Raw genomic sequence first — 23,530 nt, forward strand, 5'->3', positions numbered from 1 at the left:
GTCCTTGCGAGGCACGCCCTATGAGGCCATGGGGATGCCATGCCGGCACAGGGGCGAAGGCGGAGGTGGAGACGTCAGGAGCGCATCGTAGTAGGGCGGCGGACGGACGGTGACGGGCACCCGGAAGGATGCGCTCCACCGCTGGTCGGCTCAGCGCTCACCCGGTGCGCTCACCCGGTGCCGTCACCTCGGTGCGCGCAGCTCCAGGTCGGCGAGGACCGCCCGGTGGTCGGTGTGCGGCAGGTCCAGGAACCGGACGCCGCGCACCGTGAAGTGGTCGCTGACGAGCACGTGGTCGATCTGCGTCCACGCGGGCAGCGCGCCGCCCCGGGGCCAGGTCGGGGTACGGGCCCGGCCGGCGAGCCGGGCGGCGTCGTGCAGGCCGCCCGCGTCGAGGAGGGCGCGGAACGCGGCATGGTCCTGCGAGGCGTTGAAGTCACCGGCGACCACGAGCGGGCCGCCGCCACCGGCCCGGTGCGCCGCCGCGTCGTCCCGCAGCCGGCCGAGTTCCCGCCGCCACACGTCGACCTGGCCGGGCAACGGCGGCAGCGGGTGGGCCAGTCGCAGCCGGACGTCCCGCCCCGCGACCCGTGCCGTCGCCCCCGGCATGCCGAGGGTGCCGGGGAGCGTCGGCCCGGGGGACAGCGGGAACACGCCGAGGATCAGGGAGCCGGCCGACGGCCCGCCCGTCCCGGCCCGCACCCGGTACGGGTACGTGTCGCCGAGCCCGGCGGTCAGCACCTCCGCGCAGCGCGCGTCGCACTCCGGGACGAACAGCAGCTGCGGCCGCTCGCGGCGGGCCGCCGCCACCAACTCGGGCGCGGCGGCCCCGAACTCCAGGTTCGCCGTCAGCACCCGCACCGGCGCGGCGACCACCCCCCGGGAGTCCGCCGTGTCGCCCGTGGTGTCGGGACCGTACGGCTGCGTGAACCATCCGGTGACGGCGAGCGCGGCGGCGGCCCAGCCGGTGAGCAGCCGGCGCCGCGCCGACGCCGCGACGACCAGGGCGATCCCGGCGGGCACGGTCAGCCACGGCAGGAACGACAGCAGCTGCGGCAGGGGCGTCACCCCGTCGACGCCGATGAGGCGGCCGCCGCCGGCGACGGTGGGCGGCGCGAGCAGCAGCGCGGCGGCCCAACCGGCGGCGGTCCGCCGCCGGGTGACTCCGTCGGCGGCGGGCCGTTCGTGCTCCGTACGCTCCCCGTCGTTCACGGCTCCCCCGGTCCAGATCCGCCCGATCCCTCTGCTCCCCGTGTCCCCATGTTCCCCGTGTCCCCTCGTGTCCCACGCGTCCCCCGTGTTCCGCCTGTTCTCTTCGTGCCGCCCGTACCGCCAGTACCGCCCGTACCGCGTGTTCCGCCTGCTCTGCCCGTTCCTACTGTTCCGTCTGATCCACTTGCCGAGCGCCGGTGGCGGGTGTGCCCTGGGAGGGGGGTCCGTGGGAAGGAGTTCCACCATGGCCGCACACGCAGCCCCGAGCACGCGGCGCCGCCGCTCATCGGTACGACTCCCGGAGGGTGCCGCGGAACGCCACACCCTCCGCTGGGCGCTGCCCGCCGCACTCGGCTTCGTCTACGGCCTGTACGCGGCGTTCATCAAGCGCGGCGACGGCCCGACCACCTGGGGACAGGTGTGGTTCGGCCTCGTCTGCGCGATCGTGTTCGGCGGACTGTGCTACCTGCTGGGCCGTACCCAGCGGGCGCTGCCCCGGGAGCTGCGCGGCATCGCGTACGGGGCGCTCACCGGCGTCGGTATCGGGTTCCTGTACAGCCTGACCGGCGGGAGCGTCCTGAGCGGTGTGGTGCTGGGCCTGATCGTCGGCGCGGCCATGTTCTGCGCGGCGTTCTACGTCTTCTACACGCGCGAGTGACCGTGACCGTCCCGACCGCATGCGCCCACGGTAGCGGCGGGCGCGGGACCGGTACCCGGTGCGGGACCGGCATCCGGTAATGGGGTGGCGCCGTCCGGGTGACGGCCGGAGACTGGGGGAGTGAAGACGACGCGCGCCGCGAGCGCCACCGACCTCGCTGTCGAGACGAACGGACTGGTGAAGGTCTTCGGTACGAACAGGGCCGTCGACGGCATCGATCTGCGGGTGCCGGCGGGCACCGTCTACGGAGTGCTCGGACCGAACGGCGCGGGCAAGACGACCGCCGTGAAGGTGCTGGCGACGCTGCTGCGCCCGGACGCCGGGGAGGCCCGGGTCTTCGGCAGGGACGTGGTCAAGGAGGCCGACGCGGTCCGGGGGCGGGTGAGCCTCACCGGGCAGTACGCCTCCGTGGACGAGGACCTGACCGGTACGGAGAACCTGGTCCTCCTCGCCCGTCTCCTGGGCCACTCCAAGGCGGCGGCCCGCCGGCGGTCCGGGCAGCTGCTGGAGGCGTTCGGGCTGTCCGACGCGGCGAGCAGGCAGGTGAAGAACTACTCGGGCGGCATGCGGCGCCGTATCGACATCGCGGCGTCCATCCTGAACACGCCCGACCTGCTGTTCCTGGACGAGCCGACGACGGGGCTCGACCCCCGGTCGCGCAACCAGGTGTGGGACATCGTCCGGGCGGTCGTCGCGCAGGGCACGACGGTGCTGCTGACGACGCAGTACCTGGACGAGGCGGACCAGTTGGCGTCCCGTATCGCGGTCATCGACCGCGGCAAGGTGATCGCGGAGGGCACGAAGGGCGAGCTGAAGGCGTCGGTCGGGTCGGGTTCGGTGCACGTACGGCTGCGCGACCCCGAGCAGCGGGGCGAGGCCGAGCGGCTGCTGACGACGGCCCTGAACGCGACGGTGCAGCTCGACCCCGACCCGGTGGCGCTGACCGCGACGGTCGACGGCGGGCGTACGGAGCTGGGCGCGGCCGAGCAGGCGGCGCGGGCCCTGTCGGAGCTGACCCGCGCGGGCATCACGGTGGACAACTTCGCGCTGGGCCAGCCCAGCCTGGACGAGGTGTTCCTGGCACTGACCGGCAAGGAGGGCACGGCATGACCACCACCACGTCCCCGTCCGACTCCCCGTCGCCGAGCGAGGCGCGGGAGCGGGCGCAGACGGACGAGCTCGCGTTCGTCGCGCCCCGGGCGGACGAGCTGGCGGCGCTGCTGGTCGCCGGGGCGGATGAGCGGCCGCCGAGACCGAGCGCGCTGTCGGCGTCGCTGACGTTCGGCTGGCGGGCCATGCTGAAGATCAAGCATGTGCCGGAGCAGCTGTTCGACGTGACGGCGTTCCCGATCATGATGGTGCTGATGTACACGTACCTCTTCGGAGGGGCGCTGGCCGGGTCGGTCTCGGCGTACATCCAGTTCCTGCTGCCCGGCATCCTCACCATGAGCGTCGTGATGATCACGATGTACACGGGGGTCGCGGTCAACACGGACATCGCGAAGGGCGTCTTCGACCGGTTCCGTACGCTGCCGATCTGGCGGCCCGCGCCGATGGTCGGCTACCTCCTCGGCGATGTGCTGCGGTACCTGATCGCGTCGGCCGTGATGCTGTCGGTCGGCCTGATCATCGGCTACCGGCCGGCGGGCGGGGTGCCCGGGGTGCTGGCCGGGGTGGCGCTGCTGATGGTCTTCTCGTTCGCGTTCTCGTGGATCTGGACGATGTTCGGTCTGCTGCTGCGCAGCGAGAAGTCCGTGATGGGCGTCTCGATGATGGTGATCTTCCCGCTGACGTTCCTCAGCAACGTGTTCGTGGACCCGAGGACCATGCCGGGCTGGCTCCAGGCATTCGTCAACAACAGCCCGGTGACCCATCTGGCGACCTCGGTGCGCGAGCTGATGGCCGGTGACTGGCCGGCGGCCGACATCGCCTGGTCGCTGGGGTGGTCGGCGCTGTTCGTCGTCGTCTTCGGCGCGGTGACGATGCGGCTCTACAACCGCAAGTAGCCGCCGCAGGCGAGGCGCGGCTCATGACCGGGAGCGGCCACGGGCTGACGACCGGGAGCGGCCACGGGCTGACGACCGGAAGCGGTCGCGCGTGCTACGGCCGTGAGCAGTTCTCGGGCTACGGCCGGGAGCGGTCGCGTGCCAGGGCGGGGTGACGGGGGGCCGTCGCCGGTACGCCGGGGGGCCGGAGCGCGGCGAACTCCTCGCGGAGGACCGGGACGACCTCCTCACCGAGGATGTCGAGCTGCTCCAGGACGGTCTTGAGCGGCAGCCCCGCGTGGTCCATCAGGAACAGCTGGCGCTGGTAGTCGCCGACGGAGTCGCGGAAGCCCAGCGTCCGTTCGATCACCTGCTGCGGGGAGCCCACCGTCAGCGGCGTCTGCTCGGTGAACTCCTCCAGCGACGGCCCGTGCCCGTAGACCGGCGCGTTGTCGAAGTACGGCCGGAACTCCCGTACCGCCCGCTGGGATTCGCGCCGCATGAACACCTGGCCGCCGAGGCCGACGATCGCCTGTTCCGGACCGCCGTGGCCGTAGTGCGCGTACCGCTCCCGGTAGTGGCGGACCATCCTCCGTGTGTGTTCCATGGGCCAGAAGATGTTGTTGTGGAAGAAGCCGTCGCCGTAGTACGCGGCCTGCTCGGCGATCTCGGGTGACCGGATGGAGCCGTGCCAGACGAACGGGGGGACACCGTCCAGCGGCCTGGGCGTGGCGGTGAAGCCCTCCAGCGGCGTCCGGAAGTGGCCCTCCCAGTCGACCGCCTCCTGCCGCCACAGGAGGTGGAGGAGCCCGTAGTTCTCGATGGCCAGCGGGATGCCCTGGTGGATGTCCTGACCGAACCAGGGGTACACCGGGGCGGTGTTGCCGCGCCCCAGCATCAGATCGACGCGTCCGTCCGCGAGGTGCTGGAGCATCGCGTAGTCCTCGGCGATCTTCACCGGGTCGTTGGTGGTGATCAGCGTGGTGGAGGTGGAGAGGATCAGCCGCCCGGTGCGGCCGGCGACATGGCCGAGCAGGGTCGTCGGCGACGACGGAACGAAGGGCGGGTTGTGGTGCTCGCCGGTCGCGAAGACGTCGAGGCCGACCTCCTCCGCCTTGAGCGCGATCGCCACCATGGACTTGATCCGCTCGTGCTCGGTCGGTGTCCGGCCGTCGGTCGGGTCGGGCGTCACATCGCCGACGGTGAAGATCCCGAACTCCATCGCACTCACCCGTCTCAGGTCGAACCCATGAGGTTGAAGGTTTCACTTCCGGCGCGGGACGACCGCACGCCCGATCCCTTCCCCCGCCTGGCGCGTACCCTGACGGCGGCCGGCCACGGTCACCCGACCGAGAAGACCCGGCCCGAGGCCCCGAGCGGCCGGACTCCGCAGGCGGGCACGCGAACAAGCAGCCCGGCCGGTGACCGCCGGTGACCGGCCGGTAGGGTTCCGGCCCGTGAGCAGCCCACGCCCCGGCCCCGAGAACCCCCGGCCCGTCACCGTCGTCGGTATCGGCGCGGACGGCTGGGCCGGGCTCACCGACCCCGCCCGTGCCGCCCTCCGCGCGGCCGACATCGTCATCGGCGGCGGCGAACGCCAGCTCGGGCTCCTCCCGGCCGGTGAGGTCACCGCCGAACGCGTCGCCTGGCCGTCGCCGCTGCGTCCCGCCGTCCCCCGGCTGCTGGCTGCCCACGCCGACCGCGACGTGGCGGTCCTGGCCAGCGGCGACCCCATGTTCCACGGCATCGGCCGCGCCCTCGCCGAGACGCTCGGCCCCGGGCGGCTGCGCGTGCTGCCGCACCCGTCGTCCGTGGCGTACGCCTGCGCCCGGCTCGGCTGGCCGCAGGAGGACACCGACACCGTCACGCTCGTCGGGCGGCCCCTCGACACCCTGGCCGCCGCGCTCCACGACGGGCGCCGGCTGCTCGTGCTCAGCGCGGGCGCCGCGACCCCCGGTGAGGTGGCGGGCCTGCTGCGGGACCGGGGCTTCGGGCCGAGCCGGCTCCACGTCCTGGAACAGCTCGGGTCCCCGCGCGAACGGGTCGTCGACGCGGGCACCGCCGACGGCTGGGCGCTGCCGCCCGGCGACCCGCTGAACGTCGTCGCCGTGGCGTGCGTCCGCGAGCGGGGCGCCCTGCGGATCGGCGCCGTACCGGGGCTGCCCGACGCGGCGTACGAGCACGACGGGCAGCTCACCAAGCGCCATGTGCGCGCCGCGACCCTCGCCGCGCTCGCGCCCGCGCCCGGCGAACTGCTCTGGGACATCGGCGGCGGCTCCGGCTCCATCGGCGTCGAGTGGATGCGCGCGCACCGCTCCTGCCGGGCCGTCACCGTGGAACGCGACCCCGTAAGGGCCGGGCGGATCGCCCGGAACGCGGCCGCGCTCGGCGTGCCGGGACTCCGGGTCGTCACCGCCGCCGCCCCGGCGGGGCTCGCCGGCCTGGACGCCCCCGACGCGGTGTTCATCGGCGGCGGGCTGACCGCGCCCGGCCTCATCGACGCCTGCTGGGACGCGCTCGCGCCGGGCGGCCGGCTGGTCGCCAACACCGTGACGCTGGAGTCCGAGGCGCTGCTCGCCGACCGGTACCGGCGCCACGGCGGCGAACTGGTGCGGCTCGCGGTCGCGCACGCCGTGCCCGTGGGCGGCTTCACCGGCTGGCGCCAGGCCATGCCCGTCACGCAGTGGTCCGTAACGAAAACGGGAGCAGAGCAGACATGACCGTGTACTTCATCGGCGCGGGCCCCGGCGCCGCCGACCTGATCACCGTGCGCGGCGCGCGCACCCTCGCGTCCTGCGGGGTGTGCCTGTACGCGGGTTCGCTGGTCCCGCGCGAGCTGCTCGCCGAGTGCCCGCCGGACGCGCGGCTGATCGACACCGCCCGGATGGACCTGGACGCGATCGTCGCCGAGATCGTCCGCGCGCACGAGGAGGGCCACGACGTGGCCCGGCTGCACTCCGGCGACCCGTCGGTGTTCAGCGCCGTCGCCGAGCAGATGCGCCGGCTCGACACCGCCGGGATCCCGTACGAGGTCGTGCCGGGCGTTCCGGCCTTCGCGGCGGCGGCGGCCTCGCTCAAGCGGGAGCTGACCGTGCCGACCGTGGGCCAGACCGTCATCCTGACCCGGATCGCCCAGGACGCCACGCCCATGCCGGAGGGCGAGGACCTGGCGACCCTCGGCCGCTCGGGGGCCCTGCTGGTGCTCCACCTCGCCGCCAGGTACGTCGACCGGGTCGTCGGCGAACTCGTCCCGCACTACGGCGAGGACTGTCCGGCAGCCGTCGTCGCGATGGCCAGCCGCCCCGACGAGGTGGTCCTGCGCGGCACCCTCGCCGACATCGCCGACGCGACGAAGGCGGCGGGCATCACGCGCACGGCCGTGATCCTGGTGGGCCGCACCCTCGCGGCGACCCAGTTCCGCGACAGCCACCTGTACTCGCCGGAGCGCGACCGCCACACCTGCTGACGCCCCGCCGGGTCCCGGCCTCCCCGCTCCGTGGAGGCCGCGCCGCGATGATGCGGCGGGTGAACGCTCTGAGCTTCTCCGCCGCCTTCATCACGTTCTTCTCGGTCGTCGGCCCGCCCAAGGTGATGCTCTCCTTCGCGGGGCTCGCCCAGCTCCACCCGCGGCGTCAGCTGCGCACCATCGCGCTGATCTCGACCGCCGCCGCGCTCTTCGTGGGACTGGTCACCGGCTTCACCGCGCCGTGGCTGCTCGACCTGTTCCACATCACCACGCCCGCGCTGAAGCTGGCCGGCGGCCTGATCTTCTTCCTGTACGCCGTGGGGCTCGTCGTCGGTGTGCACGTCGGCTCCGACCGGCCGGGCCAAGACGCCCCCGACCTGGTCAGCGGCGTGCGCGAGTTGCTCATGCCGTACGTCGTCAGCCCGCTCGCCATGACCGGCCTGCTCGTCGAGGCGGCCGCCCGCGACTCGTGGACCTGGCGCTCCACGGTCGTCGGCGCGTACGTCGCGGTGATCGTGCTCGACCTGCTCTGCGTCCTCGTGCTGGCCAGGCTCCTGGAGCGCACGCACCACGCCACCATCGAGCTCCTCGGCCGGCTGCTGGGCCTGCTCCTGGCGGCGGTCGGTGTGGACCTCGTCCTGGACGGCCTCTCCGACCTGGGCGTCCCCGGCCTGCACCGGGCGGACTAGCGCAGGTGCCGGACGTCCCCCGACGGAGGCGCCGGTACCAGACGTCCCCTAGGGCGACGCGTACCGGGCGAGGAACACGTCGACGCCGCTCGTGACCAGCCGGTCGGTCAGGTCGTCGTCCAGGTCGGCGCCGTACTGGCCGAAGACCATGTGCGGGAAGACCAGCAGCGCGTACAGCTGGATGATCGCGACCTCCAGGTCGGGGACGTGGAGGCGGCCCAGGTCGGCCAGGGTGCGCAGGGCGTCGGCGACGGCCGGGTGGTGGGCCGCCGGGCCGTGCGACCGCCACGCGTCGCCGAGCTGCGGGAAGCGGTGGAGCTCGGTGGTGACGAGGGCGCGCAGGGCGGCCACGTCCTGGTTGGCGCGTACGGCGTCGACCCAGGCGCGGGCGGCCGCCACGAATGCGGTACGCAGGTCGTCGGCGTCCGCGGCGTCGGTGAGGCGGGCGAGCGCGGCGGCCGAGTCCTCGCCGAGTGTCTCGTCGAGCGCGCCGGTGATGACGGCGGTGAACAGGGCTTCCTTGCCGCCGAAGTGGTTGTAGACCGTCACTTTCGACACGCCCGCCTCGGCCGCGATCGCGTCCATGCCGACGCCGAACCCGTCCCGCAGGAACAGGGTCCTGGCCGCCGCCACGATGGCCTGGCGCTTAGCGGCCGCCCGGGGGCCGCTGGGCGGCCGCTTGCCGCCGTCCGCGCTCCCGTCGCGGTCGGCGTTCGTGTCGCCCTCGTGCTCGGTCTCCGCGCTCATGGGGCCGAGGTTAGCAGGACAACTGAACAGTTGAGTTCATGTGAACTGCACCGTACAGTTCAGTTCATGGCTCATGCTCCCGCACACCCCCAGCCCCAGGGCGGCCACGGCGCCGCGCACGGCACGCACCACGGCCACGGCGGCCACGACGCGCACCACGGCCACGGCGGCCACGACGCGCACCACGGCCACGACGCGCACCACGGCCACGGCGGCCGCCCCGACGCGGCCGCCCCCCGCCGCTGGTGGGCGCTCGCCCTCATCTGCGCCGCCCAGTTCATGCTGGTCCTGGACGTGACCGTGGTGAACGTGGCGCTCCCCGACATGGCCGCCGACCTGCGGCTCGACCGCGCCACCCTCACCTGGGTCGTCACCGCGTACACCCTCTGCTTCGGCGGCCTCATGCTGCTCGGCGGACGGCTCGCGGACGCGCTCGGCGCCCGCCGCACCCTGCTCGCCGGGCTCGCCCTGTTCACCGCCGCGTCGCTGGTCGCCGGGCTCGCCGACAGCGCGCCGACCCTGCTCGGCGGCCGCGTCGCCCAGGGCGTCGGCGCCGCCCTGCTGTCGCCGAGCGCCCTCGCCCTCGTCACCACCGCGTTCCACGGGCCCGAGCGCAACAAGGCGCTCGGCGTCTGGGCCGCCATCGGCGGCACCGGGGCCGCGGCCGGGGTGCTCATCGGCGGCGCCCTCACCGCCGGGCCCGGCTGGCCCTGGGTGTTCTACGTCAACGTCCCCGTCGGCCTCGCCCTGCTCGTCGCCCTGCCTGCGGTCGTACCGGCCCGCGCGCCGCGCCCGGCCCGGCTCGACGTCCCCGGCGCGCTGCTGGTCACCGCCGGCACCGGCGCCCTCATCTACGGCCTGGTCCGGGCCGGCGACTCCGGCTGGACGTCACCGGCCGCGCTGCTCCCGCTGCTCGGCGCGCTCGCGCTGTACGCCGTGTTCGCCACCGTCGAGCGGGCGAGCCGCGCCCCGCTGATGGACCCGCGCGTGTTCACCCGGCGGCCGGTCGTCGCGGGCGCCTTCCTGATGCTGGTCGCCACGGCCCTGCTGATCGCGTTCTTCTTCCTCGGGTCCGTGTACCTCCAGCACGTGCGGGGCTTCAGCGCGCTGCGCACCGGCCTGGTGTTCCTGCCGGTCGCCGTCACCACCGGTCTCGGCGCGCACCTGGGCTCCCGGCTCGTCGGGCGGCTCGGCAGCCGGCCGACCGCCGTGGCGGGCATGGCGGTCGCCGCGGCCGGCTGCGTACCGCTGACCGGGCTCGCGGGCGGGTCGGGGGTGTACACGAGCCTCATGCCCGGTCTGGCCGCCGCGGCGCTCGGGCTCGGGGCGGTGTTCGTCACGGCCACCACGACGGCCCTGGCGCTGGTCGGTCACGAGGAGGCGGGGGTCGCCTCCGGAGTCGTCAACACGTTCCACGAGGTGGGCGGTTCGATCGGAGTGGCGGTCATGTCCACGGTGGCCGCCGCCGGGATCGAGCGGGGCACGGCCGGCGGGTTCGCGGACGCGTTCACCGTCTGCGCGGTCGCGTCGGCGGCGAGCGCGGTCGTGGCCATCGGCCTCGTACCGTCCGTGAAGCCGGAGTCCACGGGCGGCCCGCACGTGCACTGACACGCGACTCCGCCCGAACCGGGTTGACTTGACGTGCGCTCCAACGCACAGACTGCCCCGTACCGCCCGCCGCGCCCGGCGGGCCGTACGAGGGGAACCCGCATGCGCTACCGCACCATCGGCACCACTCCCGCGACGCGCCGCGAGGTCAGCGTGATCAGCCTCGGTGCCATGCTGTTCGGCACCGCCGTCGACGAGGCGACGTCCTTCGCGATCCTCGACCGGTACGTCGAGGCGGGCGGCACGTTCATCGACACGGCCGACAACTACGCGTTCTGGGTCGGCGGCAGCCGGGGCGGCGAGAGCGAGCAGCTGCTCGGCCGGTGGCGGCGCAGCCGAGGCATCGGCGACGAGGTCGTCATCGCCACCAAGCTGGGCGGCCGGCCGCTCACCCCGAGCACCCGGTTCAGCCGCGACATCGAGGGGCTCTCCGCCACGACGATCCGCGCGTCCGCCGATGCCAGCCGCGAACGCCTCGGCATGGAACGGCTCGACCTGCTGTACGCGCACGTCCAGGACGTGCGCGTACCGCTCCAGGAGACCGTCGAGGCATTCGCCGGGCTCGTCGCCGACGGCGCCGTGGGCCTGCTCGGCGCCAGCAACCACTGGGCGTGGGCGGTCGAGCGGGCCCGCGGCTTCGCCCGCGCCGCCGGGCTGCCCGGCTATGACGTCCTCCAGTACCACCACACCTATCTGCGCCGCCGCACCGACGCACCGGGGCTGCGCTCCCCGGACGGGGAGATCGGTGTGGCCGACGGCCATGTGCTGAGCTATGTGCGCGCCGAACCGGAACTGGCGCTCGTCGCCTACAGCCCTCTGCTGGCGGGCGGTTACGTGCGCGACGACAAGCCGCTGGACCGTGCTCTGGACCACGCGGGCACGCCCGTCCGCCTCGCCGCGCTGCGTGCGGTGGCCGCCGAGACCGGCGCGACGGTCAACCAGGTGGTGCTGGCCTGGCTGATCGGCGCGGACGTCCCGTCCATCCCGCTGATCGGCGCCTCCTCGGTGGCACAGCTCGACGAGAGCCTGGCGGCGGCCGACCTCGACCTGACGGTGGATCAAAGAGCCCGGCTGGACGCGGCGGTGTGAGGGACGCGGGAGCGGCGATGACAACAGTCACAGAGAAACCGGCGCGTGCGGAGGCAACTGCGCCGATTGCCCTTTTTCGGAGGGTGGTGGAGGGGGAGATTCCGCTGGTTCGCCGAGTAACCGGTGCAAAAGCCCCTTCACTGTGCTTCCGCAGCGCTTTACGATCACGTGCATCTCTGACTTGACATCTTCCGCTCCCAGAAAAGGGCACTTGTGAAGATCCGCCGTACTCTCGCAACGGCAGTCGCCGTTGCTCTCACCTCTCCCGTCGTCCTGCTCGCCGCCGCCCCCGCGATGGCCGCCCCCGCGCTGCTGCCCGCGTCGGCGCTCGCGTCGGCGCCGGCCTCCCCGCTGGCGGACAAGCCCACGGACGCCGAGATCGAGAAGCTCGCGCAGGCCGTCGCCGATGCCAAGAAGGCGTTCGAGGCCGCCGTCCTCGCCAAGGCCGCCGCCGAGGCCGCCGTGGAGGCCGCCGTCTCCGACACCGCCCCGCACGCCCTGGCCGTCGCCGCCGCCAAGAAGGAGGCGGAGGCCGCCGGGACCGCCAGGACCGCCGCCGACAAGGCCCTCGCCGACGCGAAGGCCGCGCTGGAGGCCCTGGACGAGACCGCCACGGAACAGCAGAAGGCCGACGCCGAGAAGGCCGTCGCCGAGGCGGCCACGGCCGCCGACGCCGCCGCCACCGCCAAGACCGAGGCCGACGACAAGCTGGCCAAGGCCGCGCAGGCCGCCGCCGACATCCGCGTCGCGGCGTTCCGGGAGCTGCACCGGGCCACCGAGGCGCACAAGACGGCGTACGCCGCCCTGGTAGCCGCCGAGAAGGCCCTCGCCGACGCCAAGAAGGCAGCCGACGGCGACGGCGGCGACGAGGGCACCTGCGTCGACGCCGACATCAGCACCGCCGTCATCGGTATGCCGACCAAGGTCGCCGCCGGGTCGACCGTGAACTTCTCGCTGCGCCTGACCAACGACTCCAAGGAGACGATGGACAAGGTGCACGCGTTCGCGACGGTCTACGCGTCCGACAAGAACGGTGACAAGGACCTGGACCACCTGCTGAAGCTCCAGTGGTCCACCGCCGCCTCCCCGAAGTGGCAGAACTTCGACCGGGACGGGCGCACGGCCTCCCTCGGCTCCCTGGCGAACGGCAAGCACACCGACGTGAAGCTGCGGCTCACCGTCGACGCGAAGGCCCCGGCCGGTGAGGGCGTCGCCCTCGCCGCGGGCGACTTCGTCAACGACGACGGCACGTGCGGCGAGGCGCCGGGCCTGGAGGTCGAGGAGTTCGAGATCACCGCGGCGCCGGGCAAGCCCGGCGGGGGTACCAAGCCGGGCACGACCGTGCCCGTCACCTCGAACCCCACGCCGCAGGGCGGTACGTCCACCCAGGTCGTGACCACGACCGCGAAGGGGCAGCTCGCCTCGACCGGTTCGGACTCCGCGCTGCCGCAGCTCGCCCTCGCCGGCGGTGCCGCCGTGGCCCTCGGCGCGGGTGCGATGTTCGTCGTACGCCGCCGCGCGGCGGGCTCCGGCGCCTGACGCGTCCATGAGCACGAGGTGAGGCCCCGGCCGGGTTCCCGGCCGGGGCCTCATCCGTCGCCGTGCGGACCGGTCAGTCGGCGACCGCGAGGACCCGGGTGAACGTACGACCCGCGTCCTTCGACTCGTACACACCGCTCCCGGTCGCCGCGAGGACGCGGTCGGCCGTCACCGCGGTGAGCGCCTGCGGCCGCCCGCCCGGTACGGAGCCCGTGCGCTGCCAGGTCGCGCCGCCGTCGTCGCTGCGGTGCACCGTGCCGGACAGGTCGACGCCGAAGAGGGCGTCGGGCTCCGCCCAGGACAGGTACGCCAGGACCGGTCCCGTCCCGGGAGCGAACGTCCTGCCGCCGTCGGACGACCGGGCGACGCCCCGCTCCGTCGTCGCCAGGATGGTGTCCGGGTCCTTGGGGCCGACCGCGATGTCGAGGGCGCCGATCTCGGCGCGGTCGTCCCAGTCGACCCGGTTCTCGCTGACCCGGAGGCGGCCGTTGGTGCTGTCGTAGCCGTACACGGTCCCGTCCACGTGGTCGAGGGCGTGGAAGTCGACGCCCGCGAGGGACCTGACCTTCCAGGTCTTGCCCGCGTCGGTGGACTCGACGAGCCCCCGGTTGGCCGGCTCGTCGTCGTTGCCGTGCCCGGGGTGACCGCTCGCGACGAAGGTGTTCGGACCGGCGACGGTGAAGCCCATGAAGTCGTCGTGACTGTCGCCGACGCGCTGCGCTGCACCGTTCTCGCCGGGCGTGACGATGCCCTCGTGGGTGGCGACGTAGAGCCGCCCGTCGGCCGGGTCGATGCCCAGGCCGTGGACGTGGCTGACGGAGACGCCGCCGGTCGCGGCGCCCGCGTCGGTCGCCTTGTCCGTGTCGGCGCCGCAGGCCCCGAGGACCAGGGCCAGGGCGAGGGAGCCGGCGGCGGCCGCCGCCGCGTGCCGCTTCCGGTCGTGCCGCTTCCGGTTGTGCTGCTGGTGGTTCATGTGTCCGTCCTGATGGGTCGCTGCTGTGGTGCGGGCCGGTGCGCGGGGGCGCGCGCGTCGGCCTAGATCCGCAGGACGGACAGCCTGGCCAGGTCGGGGCGCGGGGGCGGCGGCGCTTCGGCGTGGGGTACGGCGGCGTCCGGGGCGCGCGGCCGGCCGGACCGGGCGGGGCGGCGGGTGGCCGCTCTGACGAGCGCGGCCAGCACCCACGTACCGAGGAACACGGCGACGCACAGGGTGGTCGCGTCGGCCGGAGCGAAAGGCTCGGGGTCCGCCGCGGCCTGACCGTGCCCGGCGGCGGGATCGTGCGCGGCGGGCCGAGTGAGAGGGGAGCTGAGCTGCGCGGCGGTGGACTGCGCGGCGGTGGACTGCGCGGTGTAGGGCTGCGCGGTGACGGACCGCGCGGCGTGCGAGCCGTGGGCCGGAGCGATCGCGTGTGCCTCGTCCGGGTGCCCGACGGTGTGCATCGCGAACACGCCGAGCGCGAGCACGGCGACGAGCAGCAGGTACCCGACGGCCCCTGCCGCCCGTAGGTGTCCACGCGCGGTCACTGGTGCTCCTTCCGCTTCGAGCCTAGCGAAGGGGGCGGACGAGCCGTTCCGCTGTCCGTGACGCGCGCTGACGTATGCGCGACGTTCGCGCTGGCGCTGGCGCTGGCGCTGGCGCGGGCCGGGTGCGCCGGCCCTCATGCCCGGACCGGACGGGGACGGGCTCCGCCGGGGCGGGCGCACCTGGCCGCGACGACAGGACATCACTCCGTACCGCCGCCTACCCAGAGGCCGACGGACCCCTGAGCCGGGGCCGTTCGGCCCCTGCCTCGGCCGCGACCGCGCGTGTTCACTTCGCTACCGGGCCCGCCCGCGCGACACCGGGCGGGCCCTCACGTTCAGCAGTGCGCAGACCACGGACGGAGGCGCCGTATGGCGGGGAATCGAGCGGAACGGTGATCGCGGCGGTGGGCCACGCCGACCTGACCCCGGACACCCTGAGGCTCGTGCAGCACGAGCTGCGCGGACGGCTCGAGCGCCTGACCGAGGGCGCGACCGGCCTCGTACGGGTCGGGGCCGGCCTTCCGGTCGCGTTCGGCCGTGCCGTTCGGGAGGCGGGGCGGCGGCTGGTGGTGCTGCTGCCCGCGCAGGGTTCCGTGCCCGCGACCCTGCCCGGCCAGGATCGGGCGGCGGCCGGCGAACTGCTGCTGCTGGCCGAGCACATGCGGCTGCTGGCGTACGACCCGCGGGGCCGCGACGCCTGCGTCGGCGCCGACGAGCGCCTGATCGACGGCAGCCGCCGGGTGCTGGCCGTCTGGGACGGCTCGCCGACCGACGGCCGGGACGCCACGGCCCACCTGGTGGCGTACGCACGGGCGCGCGGCATCCCGGTGGAGGTCGTGTGGCCCACCGGCGCGGCCCGTGCCGCCCGTGCCTCCCGCGCGGACGGTGCCGCCCACGCCCCGGGGGGCGCTCGCACCGGGCGTGACGCCGGTGGCGCTCGCACCGGGCGTGACGCCGGTGGCGCCGACCGGCCGAGCGGTACGGCCGGTTCACGGTGACCGCGCGGACCCGGAAGGCGGGGGCCAAGAGGACCGGGGGGACCAGGGGGGCCGGGGGGACCGGAGCCCGAGGGGTGGGGGTCGGGCCCGGTGTGGAGGGGGACGACGGGGCCGGGGGTGCCGGGCCGGGGGGTGACGGGGGCGGCGGTATCGCGGCCGGGCGGGCTTTCGCCTGGCTGCTGGTCGTCACCGGCGCGCTCGGCACCCTCGCCTCGTTCGTCATCACGCTCGACAAGTTCACGCTGCTCCAGGACCCCGACTTCGTCCCCGCGTGCAACCTCAACCCCGTGCTGTCGTGCGCCAGCGTGATGAGCAGCGACCAGGCGTCGTTCCTCGGCGTCCCGAACCCGCTGTTCGGCCTGCCGGCGTACGCCATGGTCGTGGCCATCGGCTTCGGGGCGCTCGCCGGGGGCCGGTACCGCCGCTGGTTCTGGCTCGGGTTGAACCTCGGGACGGGTGTCGGCGTCGTGGTCTCGATGTGGCTGATGACGCAGGCGCTGTACGCGATCGGATCGCTGTGCCTGTGGTGCTCACTGGCGTGGGTGGCCACGATCTTCATGTTCTGGTACACGACCGTGCACAACCTCCGGCACGGTGTCGTCCGGGCGCCGCGCGCCCTGGTCGGCGCGGTGCGGGAGTTCCACTGGGTGGTGCCGGTGGTGTGGTGCCTGAGCATCGCGCTGCTGATCGCGACCCGCTTCTGGTCGTACTGGCAGACCCTGCTGCCCTGACGGGAAGCACCAGACCGGAAGCCCCTGACGGGAAGCACCTGACAGGAACCACCTGAGGGGAAGCACTTGACCGGAACCACCTGATGGGAAGCGCTTGACCGGAATCTCCTGACGGGAATCTCCGGTGCGGAACCTCCGGGCCGGGAAGCCGGGGCCGGGACCTTCGGGCCGGGACCCTGGGCCCGGCCCGGGACTGTTCGGCCCTATTCGGCCCCTACACCCCCGCGCCGATCATTGGGCGGCGGCCCGGGAGGCGCGTCGCTGTGCCCCGTACACATCACTCACGATCCGTCTCCCGGCTCGTCGCCGATCAACCGATGACGTCGATGTTGGGGAGGGCACCGTCCGGTGGACGAGGCAGAGGAAACGAAGCAGTCGGAGGCCGGCGGTCGGCAGGCCGCACGGCCCTCGTGGGTGGAGTGGCTGACCACCACCGATCACAAGCGGATCGGCACGATGTATCTGGTCTCCGCCTTCGTCTTCTTCATCGTGGGCGGTGTGCTGGCGCTGCTGATGCGCGCCGAACTGGCCAGGCCCGGCACGCAGATCATGTCGAACGAGCAGTTCAACCAGGCGTTCACCATGCACGGCTCCATCATGCTGCTGCTGTTCGCCATGCCGCTGTTCACCGGGTTCGCCAACTGGCTCATGCCGATCCAGATCGGCGCCCCCGACGTGGCGTTCCCCCGGCTGAACATGCTGTCGTTCTGGCTGTTCCTGTTCGGTTCGCTGATCGCGGCGGCCGGGTTCCTGACGCCCGGCGGCGCCGCCGACTTCGGGTGGTTCCTGTACGCGCCGCTGTCGGACGCGGTGCACTCGCCGCAGCTCGGCGCCGACCTGTGGATCATGGGCGTGGCGCTGTCCGGGTTCGGGTCGATCCTGGGCGCGGTCAACTTCATCACCACGATCATCTGCATGCGCGCCCCCGGTATGACGATGTTCCGGATGCCGATCTTCACCTGGAACGTGCTGCTGACCGGTGTGCTGATCCTGATCGTCTTCCCGGTCCTCGCGGCGGCGCTCTTCGCCCTCGAAATGGACCGGAAGTTCGGCTCGCACGTCTTCGACCCCGCCAACGGCGGCGCCCTGCTGTGGCAGCACCTGTTCTGGTTCTTCGGCCACCCCGAGGTGTACGTCCTGGCACTGCCCTTCTTCGGCATCGTGTCGGAGATCGTCCCCGTTTTCGCGCGCAAGCCGATGTTCGGCTACATCGGTCTGATCGCCGCGACCATCGCCATCGCGGGTCTTTCGGTGACGGTGTGGGCGCACCACATGTATGTCACGGGCGGTGTCCTGCTGCCGTTCTTCTCCTTCATGACCTTCCTGATCGCCGTGCCGACCGGAGTGAAGTTCTTCAACTGGATCGGCACCATGTGGAAGGGCTCCCTGTCCTTCGAGACGCCGATGCTGTGGGTCGTCGGCTTCCTGATGACGTTCACGTTCGGTGGCCTGACCGGCGTGATCCTGGCGTCGCCGCCGATGGACTTCCACGTCTCCGACTCGTACTTCGTCGTCGCGCACTTCCACTACACGCTGTTCGGCACGGTCGTGTACGCCATGTTCGCCGGGTTCCACTTCTGGTGGCCCAAGTTCACCGGCAAGATGCTGGACGAACGGCTGGGCAAGATCACCTTCTGGACGCTCACGGCCGGCTTCCACCTGACGTTCCTGGTCCAGCACTGGCTTGGCGCCGAAGGCATGCCCCGCCGGTACGCGGACTACCTGGCCGCCGACGGCTTCACCCTCCTCAACACCCTGTCGTCCGTGGGGTCGTTCCTGCTCGGCATGTCGTTCCTGCCGTTCTTCTACAACATCTGGAAGACGGCCAAGTACGGCGAGCGGGTCGAGGCCGACGACCCGTGGGGCTACGGCCGCTCACTGGAGTGGGCGACGTCCTGCCCGCCGCCGCGCCACAACTTCCTGGTGCTGCCGCGCATCCGCAGCGAATCCCCCGCGTTCGATCTGCATCACCCGGAGATCGTCGCGCTGGAAGCCGGCTCCGGCTCCTCGCTTCTGACCCCGGCCCTGGCGTCCGCCTCGGTAAACGCGGGTCCGGGCTCTGCGGGTCCGGGCTCGGGTTCGGCGGGTCCGGGCTCTGCGGGTCCGGGCTCGGGTTCGGCGGGTCCGGGCTCTGCGGGTTCGGGCTCGGGTTCGGGTTCGGGCTCTGCGGGTTCGGGCTCGGGTTCGGGTTCGGGCACGAAGGCCGCGGGCGCCTGACGAGGCCGGGAAGGAGCATCACGATGGCCCATCTCGTACCGGCCCTCGGTGTCGGCGTGCTGACGGTGTCGGGCTGCGTCTGGTACCTGCCGGCGCTGGCCGACCTCCGGGCGGGCGACGACCGGCCGGTCTCGCGCCGCACCGCCGCCACCGCGTGCCTGACCGGCTGGACCGGCTGCGCCGCCGTCGCCCTGCTCCTCCTCGTGGGCGGCCCGTGGTGGCTGCCCGTCGGTGCCGCGACGACCGGGGGCGCCGCCACGGCGACCCTCCGCGTCCGTGCGGCGGTGCAGCGGCGGCGGGAGGCGGCGGAGGAGGCCCACCGCTGGGCGGCGCTGCACCGCGTCACCGGCGAGGCGGACGCCTGGGGTCGGGCGGGCGTCGCTGGGCGCGGCATGTGGGCGCCGTACCGGTTCGCCGCCTGGGCGGGGGCGGGGCTGGTCGCCGCGACCGCGCTGGCGGCGGTGCTGATGTCCGGCGCGGCCGGCCGGCTCGCGCCGGTGGCGATCGGCGGGCCGCCGGTCCTGGTGGCGGCGGCGTTCCTGGCCGTCGCCGGTGTGGCCGCGACCCGGGGCCGGTGAAGGGCTCGCCCCAGGGGGCGGCGGCCGGAAACGCGGACCGGTCGGGCGGTCAGCCGAGGTTGCGGGCCAGCGCGGTGACGTAGTTCCGCATGAAGTGGTCCCGCACCCCGTCGCCCGCGGGGGCGAACGGGTCGCCGGTCAGGCCCTTCGCGCGGTCGGTGAGGGCGCCGATCAGCGGCATGGAGTCGCGGAGCTTGCCGGCGGAGTCGATGTAGCGCAGCGTCTCGACGTGGGTGTAGACGGGCTCGGGCGGCAGCTGCGGCACGATGTCGTTGTTGTTGACGAAGCGGTGCACCCGGTCCCTGAACTCCTTGTTGCAGGCGGCCGCGAGGAGCCGGTCGCAGGTGCGCGGCTGGCCGTAGGTGTACACCCCGTCCGCCCGGAGCCTCGGCTCCTCCAGGTACAGGCGGCAGCCCGCGAGCATGGCGAGGGCCCCGCCGAGGCTGTGACCGGCGAACCACACGGTCTGCCCGTTGTCCCGGAGCTCGGCGAGGCTGTCCCGTACGGACGGGAAGACCGAGTCCAGGGCCTTGCCGAAGCCGTAGTGCACGTACCCCGTCTCGCCGGGTCCCGGCCAGGGCGGGGTGGTGGCGTCCGAGAGCCAGTCGCGGATCCGTGCCGGCTCGGTGCCCCGGAACGCCGTGATGATCATGCGGTCGCTGGCCAGCGTGTACGCCTGGGTGTCCTCCAGCGGGAACGGCGGCGTGAACCGGGTGTGGTGGTGGCGCACCTTGTTGAAGCCCCACTGACGGGCCTGCCGTTCGATGGTGGCCTCGTCCTTGTAGGTGAGGTCGGCGGCCTGCGCCATCCAGTAGGCATGGGTGAGGCTGTATCCGGTGGCGCGGTGGTCGATCGTGGACGGTACGGGCACGGTCGCTTCCTTCCGGGCGGTGACGGCATCGGTGTGTTTCGGTTCGTTTCCACCGATACGGCCCCGCAGACGGGGACCCGCCCGCCTTCACCCGGAAGAGGCCGCCCCCGGCGGGTCGCCGACCTGGTCGTCGTCCTGTATGAACGGCTCCGCGCGCCGTACGCCCTGCTCGGAGCGGAGCCGCACGCCCGGGGCCGCGAGCGGTCGTACGAGCCGCTCCACCAGGTCGTACCAGCCGGCTTCCAGCCGCTCGACGGGCATGCCGCGCTGGGTGAGCAGATGCTGCACGACGGCGGTGTCGAGGTAGCCGAGCAGGGTCTGCGCGAGGAGCGCGGTGTCGCCGCCCGCGTCGGTCTGGCGCAGCAGCACGCTGAGGTGGGTGTGGCGGACGCGGTACGGGGGGATCGTGTAGCGCCGTAGGGCGTCGGGTTCCGACGCCACGTACAGGTCACGGTGGAGCGACTCGTGGCGGATGACCGCGGGCCCGAACGCCCGCAGGCGTTCGACCGGCCCGGCGCCGGGGCCCAGCGGCGGCGGCCCGCTGAGGAACGCGGCCTGGAGCTGCTGCTCCACATGGTCGAGCAGGGCGAGGAGCAGCCCGGTGCGGTCGCCGAAGCGCCGGAAGACGGTGCCCTTGCCGACCTGGGCCGCGCAGGCGACGGCCTCCATGGTCAGGTTTCCCGCGCCGTGCTCGGCGGCGAGCCGGGCGGCGGCCTCCAGGAGCCGCGCCCGGTTGCGTTCCGCGTCGGCCCTGACCGGCGTGGCCTCACCGACAGGTGTCAGCGGCAGGGAGGCCCGGCCGCCGACGGGGTCTGCCGGGTGGGGGGTGGGCGGCGGAGCAGGGGTCATGCCTTCCAGCGTAGCCCCCTCGGGAATCAAAGTGGACCGTGGTCCGTTTGGGTGGTAAGAATGAAAACGGACCACGGTCCGGTTGCCTTCATCCGCTCTTCCTGTCCCTTCCTGCCTTCTTCCTGCCAAGGAGTTCCGTCCATGTCTGTTCGCATCCTCGCGCTCGTCGGCAGCCTCCGCGCTGGTTCCCACAACCGTCAGCTGGCCGAGGCCGCTGTCAAGCTCGCCCCCGAGAACGTCGAGGTCAGCGTGTACGAGGGCCTTGCCGACGTGCCCTTCTACAACGAGGACATCGACGTCGAGGGCGGCGCCCCCGCGGCCGCCGTCCGGCTGCGCGAGGCCGCCACCGATGCCGACGCGTTCCTGCTGTTCTCGCCCGAGTACAACGGCACGATGCCGGCCGTCCTGAAGAACTCCATCGACTGGCTGTCCCGCCCGTACGGCGCCGGGGCCCTGGTCGGCAAGCCGGTCGTCGTGGTCGGCACCGCCTTCGGCCAGTACGGCGGCGTGTGGGCGCAGGACGACGCGCGCAAGGCCGCGGGTGTCGCGGGCGGCGCCGTGCTGGAGGACGTCAAGCTCGCCATCCCGGGCTCCATGACGCGCTTCGCCGAGACCCACCCGGTGGAGGACGCCGAGGTCGCCGCCGAGCTCGCCGCCGTCATCCAGCGCCTGGCCGACCGCGCCGCCACGCCGGTCGCCTGACCCCGGCCACCGGCCATCGGCCCCCGGGGCTGCCGGCCGGCGGGTGGACGCTGACACGATGGGCACATGAGTGCTCCACGTCCTCGAAGTCTTCGAAGTCCTCGGAGTGTGAGGGAGCTGCTGGCCGAGGCCGAGCGGCTGCGTGAACAGGGACGTCTTGAGGAAGCCGCGGAACACCTGCTGACGGTGTCCGCGGCTTTCCCCGATGACGCCGAGGTGGCCTATCTGACGGCGTCGGCCCATGACCGCCTGGGCCGCGAGGCCGAGGCCGTCCCCTTCTACGAGCGCTCCCTGCGGCCCACCGGAGGGCTGTCGGACGAGGACCGCCGCGGCGCCTTCCTCGGCCTGGGGAGCACCTACCGGGTCCTCGGCCGGTACGAGGACGCCGTCGACACGCTCCGCCGGGGCGTCGCCCGGTACCCGGACGACGGTGCTCTCCGGACGTTCCTCGCCATGGCCCTGTACAACACCGGGCGGCATCACGAGGCGATGCGGACCCTGCTGACCCTGCTCGCCGCCACCAGCCGCGACCCCGGCGTCCAGGAGTACCGACGTGCCGTCGAGCACTACGCCGACGACCTGGACGGCACCGTCTGAGCACCTCAGGGGCGAGAGACGGACAGGCCGCACGGGTGGGACGATGACGACCCGCTACCGGGTTCCGGCGGAGGCGAGGCGACCGAGGGCGGCGGCGCTGCGCCGCGCGTCCCGGAGCCGTACGTGTGCGAGCCGAGCCGAGCCGCCCGCGTCCCGCTGACCGCGTCCCGCGATCAGCTCGGACCGGAACCGGGGCCGTGGCGCGCTTCGCTCGCGGCGCGGCGGTACTCGGCGTTGATGCGCTGAGCATCCTCGAGCTGGTCCTCGAGGATGACGATGCGGCAAGCGGCCTCGATCGGGGTTCCCCTGTCCACGAGCTCGCGGGCGCGGGCGGCGATCCGCAGCTGGTAGCGGGAGTACCGGCGGTGTCCGCCCTCGGAGCGCAGCGGAGTGATCAGCCGAGCCTCACCGATGGCTCGGAGGAAACCGGGGGTGGTGCCGAGCATCTCGGCTGCCCTGCCCATGGTGTACGCGGGGTAGTCGTCGTCGTCCAGACGACTACCGAGTGGGGTATCTGCTGCCATGTCACCTCGTTGTACAACGCGTCGAGGGGCCCTGGTGCCGTACGGCACCAGGGCCCCGAAGGAAATTCAACACCATCTGTCGGCCCTCATGCTGTGCCGACCTTCTGTTTCCACTACCCGGCCCGCAGAGGGGAGGGGTGTGGGGATCGCGGCTGCGTGACCGGGGACCACCATCCATTCCGGGGTCTTGCGGTACCCGAACCGAGGGCTTCCCCGGGCCGGGCGATCCTGATGGCGTCTGCTCCTCCGTCCTTCCTCTGAACCAACCGATGGGTGAACGGGTACTGCGTACTGCGGTTCTGCTACCCGCCAGTTCGTCTCTGCCGGGTCTCACTTGACCGTGTTGACGAGAAAAAGATTAACGACGCGAGGAGCCGATGTCTACTCTGACAAGAGGAGATTTTGGTGCTCGGAAGCCAGAGGTATCCCTGAGGCCCCCGGATAGCCGACGACAGGGTCCCGCACCCACAGGAGGACGACAGTGAGGCCCTGCCGACGCGCGTCGGCAGGGCCTCACTGGTCTCTGGTGGCGGTGTTGTTCCGCCTGTGTCTCACGCCGCGCTGGAAGCAGGGCCTCCGAGCAGCGCGGACGCGGTCTGGAGCGCGGTGGGAACACGCGCCGGCGCCGCCTCGGGGTGGTCGTGGCAGGTGAAGCCGAGGCGGGTCATGGCCCGGACGACCTCGCCGGTGGTGAAGTCGCGGCGGTTCTGACGAGTGATGACCTGGCCCACCTGCTTGACCGGGTAGCGGCGGCGGCCGATGGTCACGGACTCACCCGCGACGAGCTCGGGCCTGACGCCCTTCATCGAGGCCAGCACCCCGCTCTTGGTCAGCTCGAACGGGTAACGGGCGATGACACAGCGCATGATGCCTCACAGACGGAAGAGAGGGGACGGGCCGGCCGCGCGGGTGGATCGGCGGCCGAGATGGATCAGCGGGCGGGACG

The 23,530-nt window shown here is 73.1% G+C and carries 23 protein-coding genes and 1 pseudogene; 15 read left to right on the forward strand and 9 right to left on the reverse strand.

Annotated features, from left to right (window positions below; all coding sequences use genetic code 11):
- Positions 1–183: 183 nt before the first annotated feature.
- A complete protein-coding gene (locus ACGF5U_RS14615; protein WP_392710572.1) occupies positions 184–1,212 on the reverse strand; it encodes an endonuclease/exonuclease/phosphatase family protein in 1,029 nt (342 codons plus the stop codon).
- A gap of 244 nt (positions 1,213–1,456) precedes the next feature.
- Here ACGF5U_RS14615 and ACGF5U_RS14620 point away from each other — a divergent pair, with 244 nt between their 5' ends.
- The 3 genes from ACGF5U_RS14620 (at position 1,457) to ACGF5U_RS14630 (ending at position 3,876) form a co-directional block, all read left to right on the forward strand.
- Complete coding sequence (locus ACGF5U_RS14620; protein WP_392710574.1) at positions 1,457–1,870, forward strand: hypothetical protein; 414 nt, start codon at positions 1,457–1,459, stop codon at positions 1,868–1,870.
- A gap of 120 nt (positions 1,871–1,990) precedes the next feature.
- A complete protein-coding gene (locus ACGF5U_RS14625; protein WP_392710576.1) occupies positions 1,991–2,980 on the forward strand; it encodes an ATP-binding cassette domain-containing protein in 990 nt (329 codons plus the stop codon).
- Complete coding sequence (locus tag ACGF5U_RS14630) at positions 2,977–3,876, forward strand: ABC transporter permease (protein WP_392710577.1); 900 nt, start codon at positions 2,977–2,979, stop codon at positions 3,874–3,876. Before ACGF5U_RS14625 ends, ACGF5U_RS14630 begins: the two co-directional genes overlap by 4 nt.
- Positions 3,877–3,994: 118 nt before the next feature.
- On the opposite strand, the gene ACGF5U_RS14635 is transcribed toward ACGF5U_RS14630, so the two are convergent.
- A complete protein-coding gene (locus ACGF5U_RS14635) occupies positions 3,995–5,077 on the reverse strand; it encodes an LLM class flavin-dependent oxidoreductase (RefSeq protein WP_392710578.1) in 1,083 nt (360 codons plus the stop codon).
- 235 nt (positions 5,078–5,312) lie between these two features.
- Here ACGF5U_RS14635 and cbiE point away from each other — a divergent pair, with 235 nt between their 5' ends.
- Genes cbiE through ACGF5U_RS14650 form a run of 3 tightly spaced genes read left to right on the forward strand, consistent with a single transcriptional unit; the run spans position 5,313 to position 8,010 of the window.
- Positions 5,313–6,575 (forward strand): precorrin-6y C5,15-methyltransferase (decarboxylating) subunit CbiE, encoded by a 1,263-nt coding sequence (gene cbiE / locus ACGF5U_RS14640; RefSeq protein ID WP_392710580.1) that lies wholly within the window; start codon positions 5,313–5,315, stop codon positions 6,573–6,575.
- Positions 6,572–7,321: a precorrin-4 C(11)-methyltransferase gene (cobM, locus tag ACGF5U_RS14645; RefSeq protein ID WP_392710581.1), complete on the forward strand. Its 750-nt coding sequence runs from the start codon at positions 6,572–6,574 to the stop codon at positions 7,319–7,321. The genes cbiE and cobM overlap by 4 nt, the downstream gene beginning before the upstream one ends.
- 59 nt (positions 7,322–7,380) lie before the next feature.
- The gene (locus ACGF5U_RS14650) at positions 7,381–8,010 is read left to right on the forward strand and encodes a MarC family protein (protein ID WP_392710582.1); all 630 of its coding nucleotides are present in this window, start codon (positions 7,381–7,383) and stop codon (positions 8,008–8,010) included.
- 48 nt (positions 8,011–8,058) lie between these two features.
- On the opposite strand, the gene ACGF5U_RS14655 is transcribed toward ACGF5U_RS14650, so the two are convergent.
- Positions 8,059–8,757 (reverse strand): TetR/AcrR family transcriptional regulator, encoded by a 699-nt coding sequence (locus ACGF5U_RS14655; RefSeq protein WP_392710583.1) that lies wholly within the window; start codon positions 8,755–8,757, stop codon positions 8,059–8,061.
- 66 nt (positions 8,758–8,823) lie between these two features.
- On the opposite strand from ACGF5U_RS14655, the gene ACGF5U_RS14660 reads away from it, so the two are divergent.
- From ACGF5U_RS14660 to ACGF5U_RS14670, 3 genes are all read left to right on the forward strand, one after another.
- A complete protein-coding gene (locus ACGF5U_RS14660; RefSeq protein WP_392710585.1) occupies positions 8,824–10,365 on the forward strand; it encodes an MFS transporter in 1,542 nt (513 codons plus the stop codon).
- Between the two features lie 102 nt (positions 10,366–10,467).
- Entirely contained in the window at positions 10,468–11,454 is a 987-nt protein-coding gene (locus ACGF5U_RS14665) for an aldo/keto reductase (RefSeq protein WP_392710586.1), read from the forward strand.
- A gap of 213 nt (positions 11,455–11,667) precedes the next feature.
- Entirely contained in the window at positions 11,668–12,993 is a 1,326-nt protein-coding gene (locus ACGF5U_RS14670; RefSeq protein ID WP_392710587.1) for a peptidase, read from the forward strand.
- 73 nt (positions 12,994–13,066) lie between these two features.
- Here ACGF5U_RS14670 and ACGF5U_RS14675 read toward each other — a convergent pair whose 3' ends face one another.
- The gene (locus tag ACGF5U_RS14675) at positions 13,067–13,966 is read right to left on the reverse strand and encodes a F510_1955 family glycosylhydrolase (RefSeq protein WP_392710588.1); all 900 of its coding nucleotides are present in this window, start codon (positions 13,964–13,966) and stop codon (positions 13,067–13,069) included.
- Between the two features lie 62 nt (positions 13,967–14,028).
- Entirely contained in the window at positions 14,029–14,517 is a 489-nt protein-coding gene (locus tag ACGF5U_RS14680; protein ID WP_392710589.1) for a hypothetical protein, read from the reverse strand.
- 392 nt (positions 14,518–14,909) lie between these two features.
- Here ACGF5U_RS14680 and ACGF5U_RS14685 point away from each other — a divergent pair.
- The 4 genes and pseudogenes from ACGF5U_RS14685 to ACGF5U_RS14700 form a co-directional block, all read left to right on the forward strand.
- Positions 14,910–15,377 (forward strand): annotated as a pseudogene (locus ACGF5U_RS14685) (hypothetical protein); the annotation flags it as partial.
- A 230-nt stretch (positions 15,378–15,607) separates the two neighbouring features.
- Positions 15,608–16,246 carry a vitamin K epoxide reductase family protein gene (locus ACGF5U_RS14690; protein ID WP_392710678.1) on the forward strand — a complete coding sequence of 213 codons (639 nt, stop codon included), beginning with the start codon at positions 15,608–15,610 and terminating at the stop codon, positions 16,244–16,246.
- A gap of 456 nt (positions 16,247–16,702) precedes the next feature.
- Complete coding sequence (gene ctaD, locus ACGF5U_RS14695) at positions 16,703–18,463, forward strand: cytochrome c oxidase subunit I (protein ID WP_392710680.1); 1,761 nt, start codon at positions 16,703–16,705, stop codon at positions 18,461–18,463.
- A gap of 23 nt (positions 18,464–18,486) precedes the next feature.
- Complete coding sequence (locus ACGF5U_RS14700) at positions 18,487–19,041, forward strand: hypothetical protein (protein ID WP_392710590.1); 555 nt, start codon at positions 18,487–18,489, stop codon at positions 19,039–19,041.
- A gap of 49 nt (positions 19,042–19,090) precedes the next feature.
- On the opposite strand, the gene ACGF5U_RS14705 is transcribed toward ACGF5U_RS14700, so the two are convergent.
- Both ACGF5U_RS14705 and ACGF5U_RS14710 read right to left on the reverse strand, forming a co-directional pair.
- Entirely contained in the window at positions 19,091–19,849 is a 759-nt protein-coding gene (locus ACGF5U_RS14705; RefSeq protein WP_392710681.1) for a lipase family protein, read from the reverse strand.
- Between the two features lie 150 nt (positions 19,850–19,999).
- Positions 20,000–20,761, reverse strand: coding sequence for a TetR/AcrR family transcriptional regulator (locus ACGF5U_RS14710; protein ID WP_392710591.1), 762 nt, complete (start codon positions 20,759–20,761; stop codon positions 20,000–20,002).
- A gap of 141 nt (positions 20,762–20,902) precedes the next feature.
- Here ACGF5U_RS14710 and ACGF5U_RS14715 point away from each other — a divergent pair, with 141 nt between their 5' ends.
- Entirely contained in the window at positions 20,903–21,463 is a 561-nt protein-coding gene (locus ACGF5U_RS14715) for an NAD(P)H-dependent oxidoreductase (RefSeq protein ID WP_392710592.1), read from the forward strand.
- Positions 21,464–21,529: 66 nt separating this feature from the next.
- Entirely contained in the window at positions 21,530–22,060 is a 531-nt protein-coding gene (locus ACGF5U_RS14720; RefSeq protein ID WP_392710594.1) for a tetratricopeptide repeat protein, read from the forward strand.
- A 173-nt stretch (positions 22,061–22,233) separates the two neighbouring features.
- On the opposite strand, the gene ACGF5U_RS14725 is transcribed toward ACGF5U_RS14720, so the two are convergent.
- Both ACGF5U_RS14725 and ACGF5U_RS14730 read right to left on the reverse strand, forming a co-directional pair.
- Entirely contained in the window at positions 22,234–22,584 is a 351-nt protein-coding gene (locus tag ACGF5U_RS14725) for a MerR family transcriptional regulator (protein ID WP_392710596.1), read from the reverse strand.
- 551 nt (positions 22,585–23,135) lie between these two features.
- A complete protein-coding gene (locus ACGF5U_RS14730) occupies positions 23,136–23,450 on the reverse strand; it encodes an SCO5918 family protein (protein ID WP_392710597.1) in 315 nt (104 codons plus the stop codon).
- Positions 23,451–23,530 lie beyond the last annotated feature (80 nt).

The sequence above is a fragment of the Streptomyces sp. NPDC047886 genome (assembly GCF_043204435.1).
In the GTDB taxonomy this organism is placed as follows: domain Bacteria; phylum Actinomycetota; class Actinomycetes; order Streptomycetales; family Streptomycetaceae; genus Streptomyces.

Bases quoted from the DNA above. Each gene is read 5' to 3' on its own strand.
- ACGF5U_RS14620 (WP_392710574.1), top strand. From the start codon at position 1,457: ATGGCCGCACACGCAGCCCCGAGCACGCGGCGCCGCCGCTCATCGGTA.
- ACGF5U_RS14630 (WP_392710577.1), top strand. From the start codon at position 2,977: ATGACCACCACCACGTCCCCGTCCGACTCCCCGTCGCCGAGCGAGGCG.
- ACGF5U_RS14635 (WP_392710578.1), bottom strand. From the start codon at position 5,077: ATGGAGTTCGGGATCTTCACCGTCGGCGATGTGACGCCCGACCCGACC.
- cobM (WP_392710581.1), top strand. From the start codon at position 6,572: ATGACCGTGTACTTCATCGGCGCGGGCCCCGGCGCCGCCGACCTGATC.
- ACGF5U_RS14655 (WP_392710583.1), bottom strand. From the start codon at position 8,757: ATGAGCGCGGAGACCGAGCACGAGGGCGACACGAACGCCGACCGCGAC.
- ACGF5U_RS14660 (WP_392710585.1), top strand. From the start codon at position 8,824: ATGGCTCATGCTCCCGCACACCCCCAGCCCCAGGGCGGCCACGGCGCC.
- ACGF5U_RS14665 (WP_392710586.1), top strand. From the start codon at position 10,468: ATGCGCTACCGCACCATCGGCACCACTCCCGCGACGCGCCGCGAGGTC.
- ACGF5U_RS14675 (WP_392710588.1), bottom strand. From the start codon at position 13,966: ATGAACCACCAGCAGCACAACCGGAAGCGGCACGACCGGAAGCGGCAC.
- ctaD (WP_392710680.1), top strand. From the start codon at position 16,703: ATGTATCTGGTCTCCGCCTTCGTCTTCTTCATCGTGGGCGGTGTGCTG.
- ACGF5U_RS14700 (WP_392710590.1), top strand. From the start codon at position 18,487: ATGGCCCATCTCGTACCGGCCCTCGGTGTCGGCGTGCTGACGGTGTCG.
- ACGF5U_RS14705 (WP_392710681.1), bottom strand. From the start codon at position 19,849: ATGGCGCAGGCCGCCGACCTCACCTACAAGGACGAGGCCACCATCGAA.
- ACGF5U_RS14710 (WP_392710591.1), bottom strand. From the start codon at position 20,761: ATGACCCCTGCTCCGCCGCCCACCCCCCACCCGGCAGACCCCGTCGGC.
- ACGF5U_RS14715 (WP_392710592.1), top strand. From the start codon at position 20,903: ATGTCTGTTCGCATCCTCGCGCTCGTCGGCAGCCTCCGCGCTGGTTCC.
- ACGF5U_RS14720 (WP_392710594.1), top strand. From the start codon at position 21,530: ATGAGTGCTCCACGTCCTCGAAGTCTTCGAAGTCCTCGGAGTGTGAGG.
- ACGF5U_RS14725 (WP_392710596.1), bottom strand. From the start codon at position 22,584: ATGGCAGCAGATACCCCACTCGGTAGTCGTCTGGACGACGACGACTAC.
- ACGF5U_RS14730 (WP_392710597.1), bottom strand. From the start codon at position 23,450: ATGCGCTGTGTCATCGCCCGTTACCCGTTCGAGCTGACCAAGAGCGGG.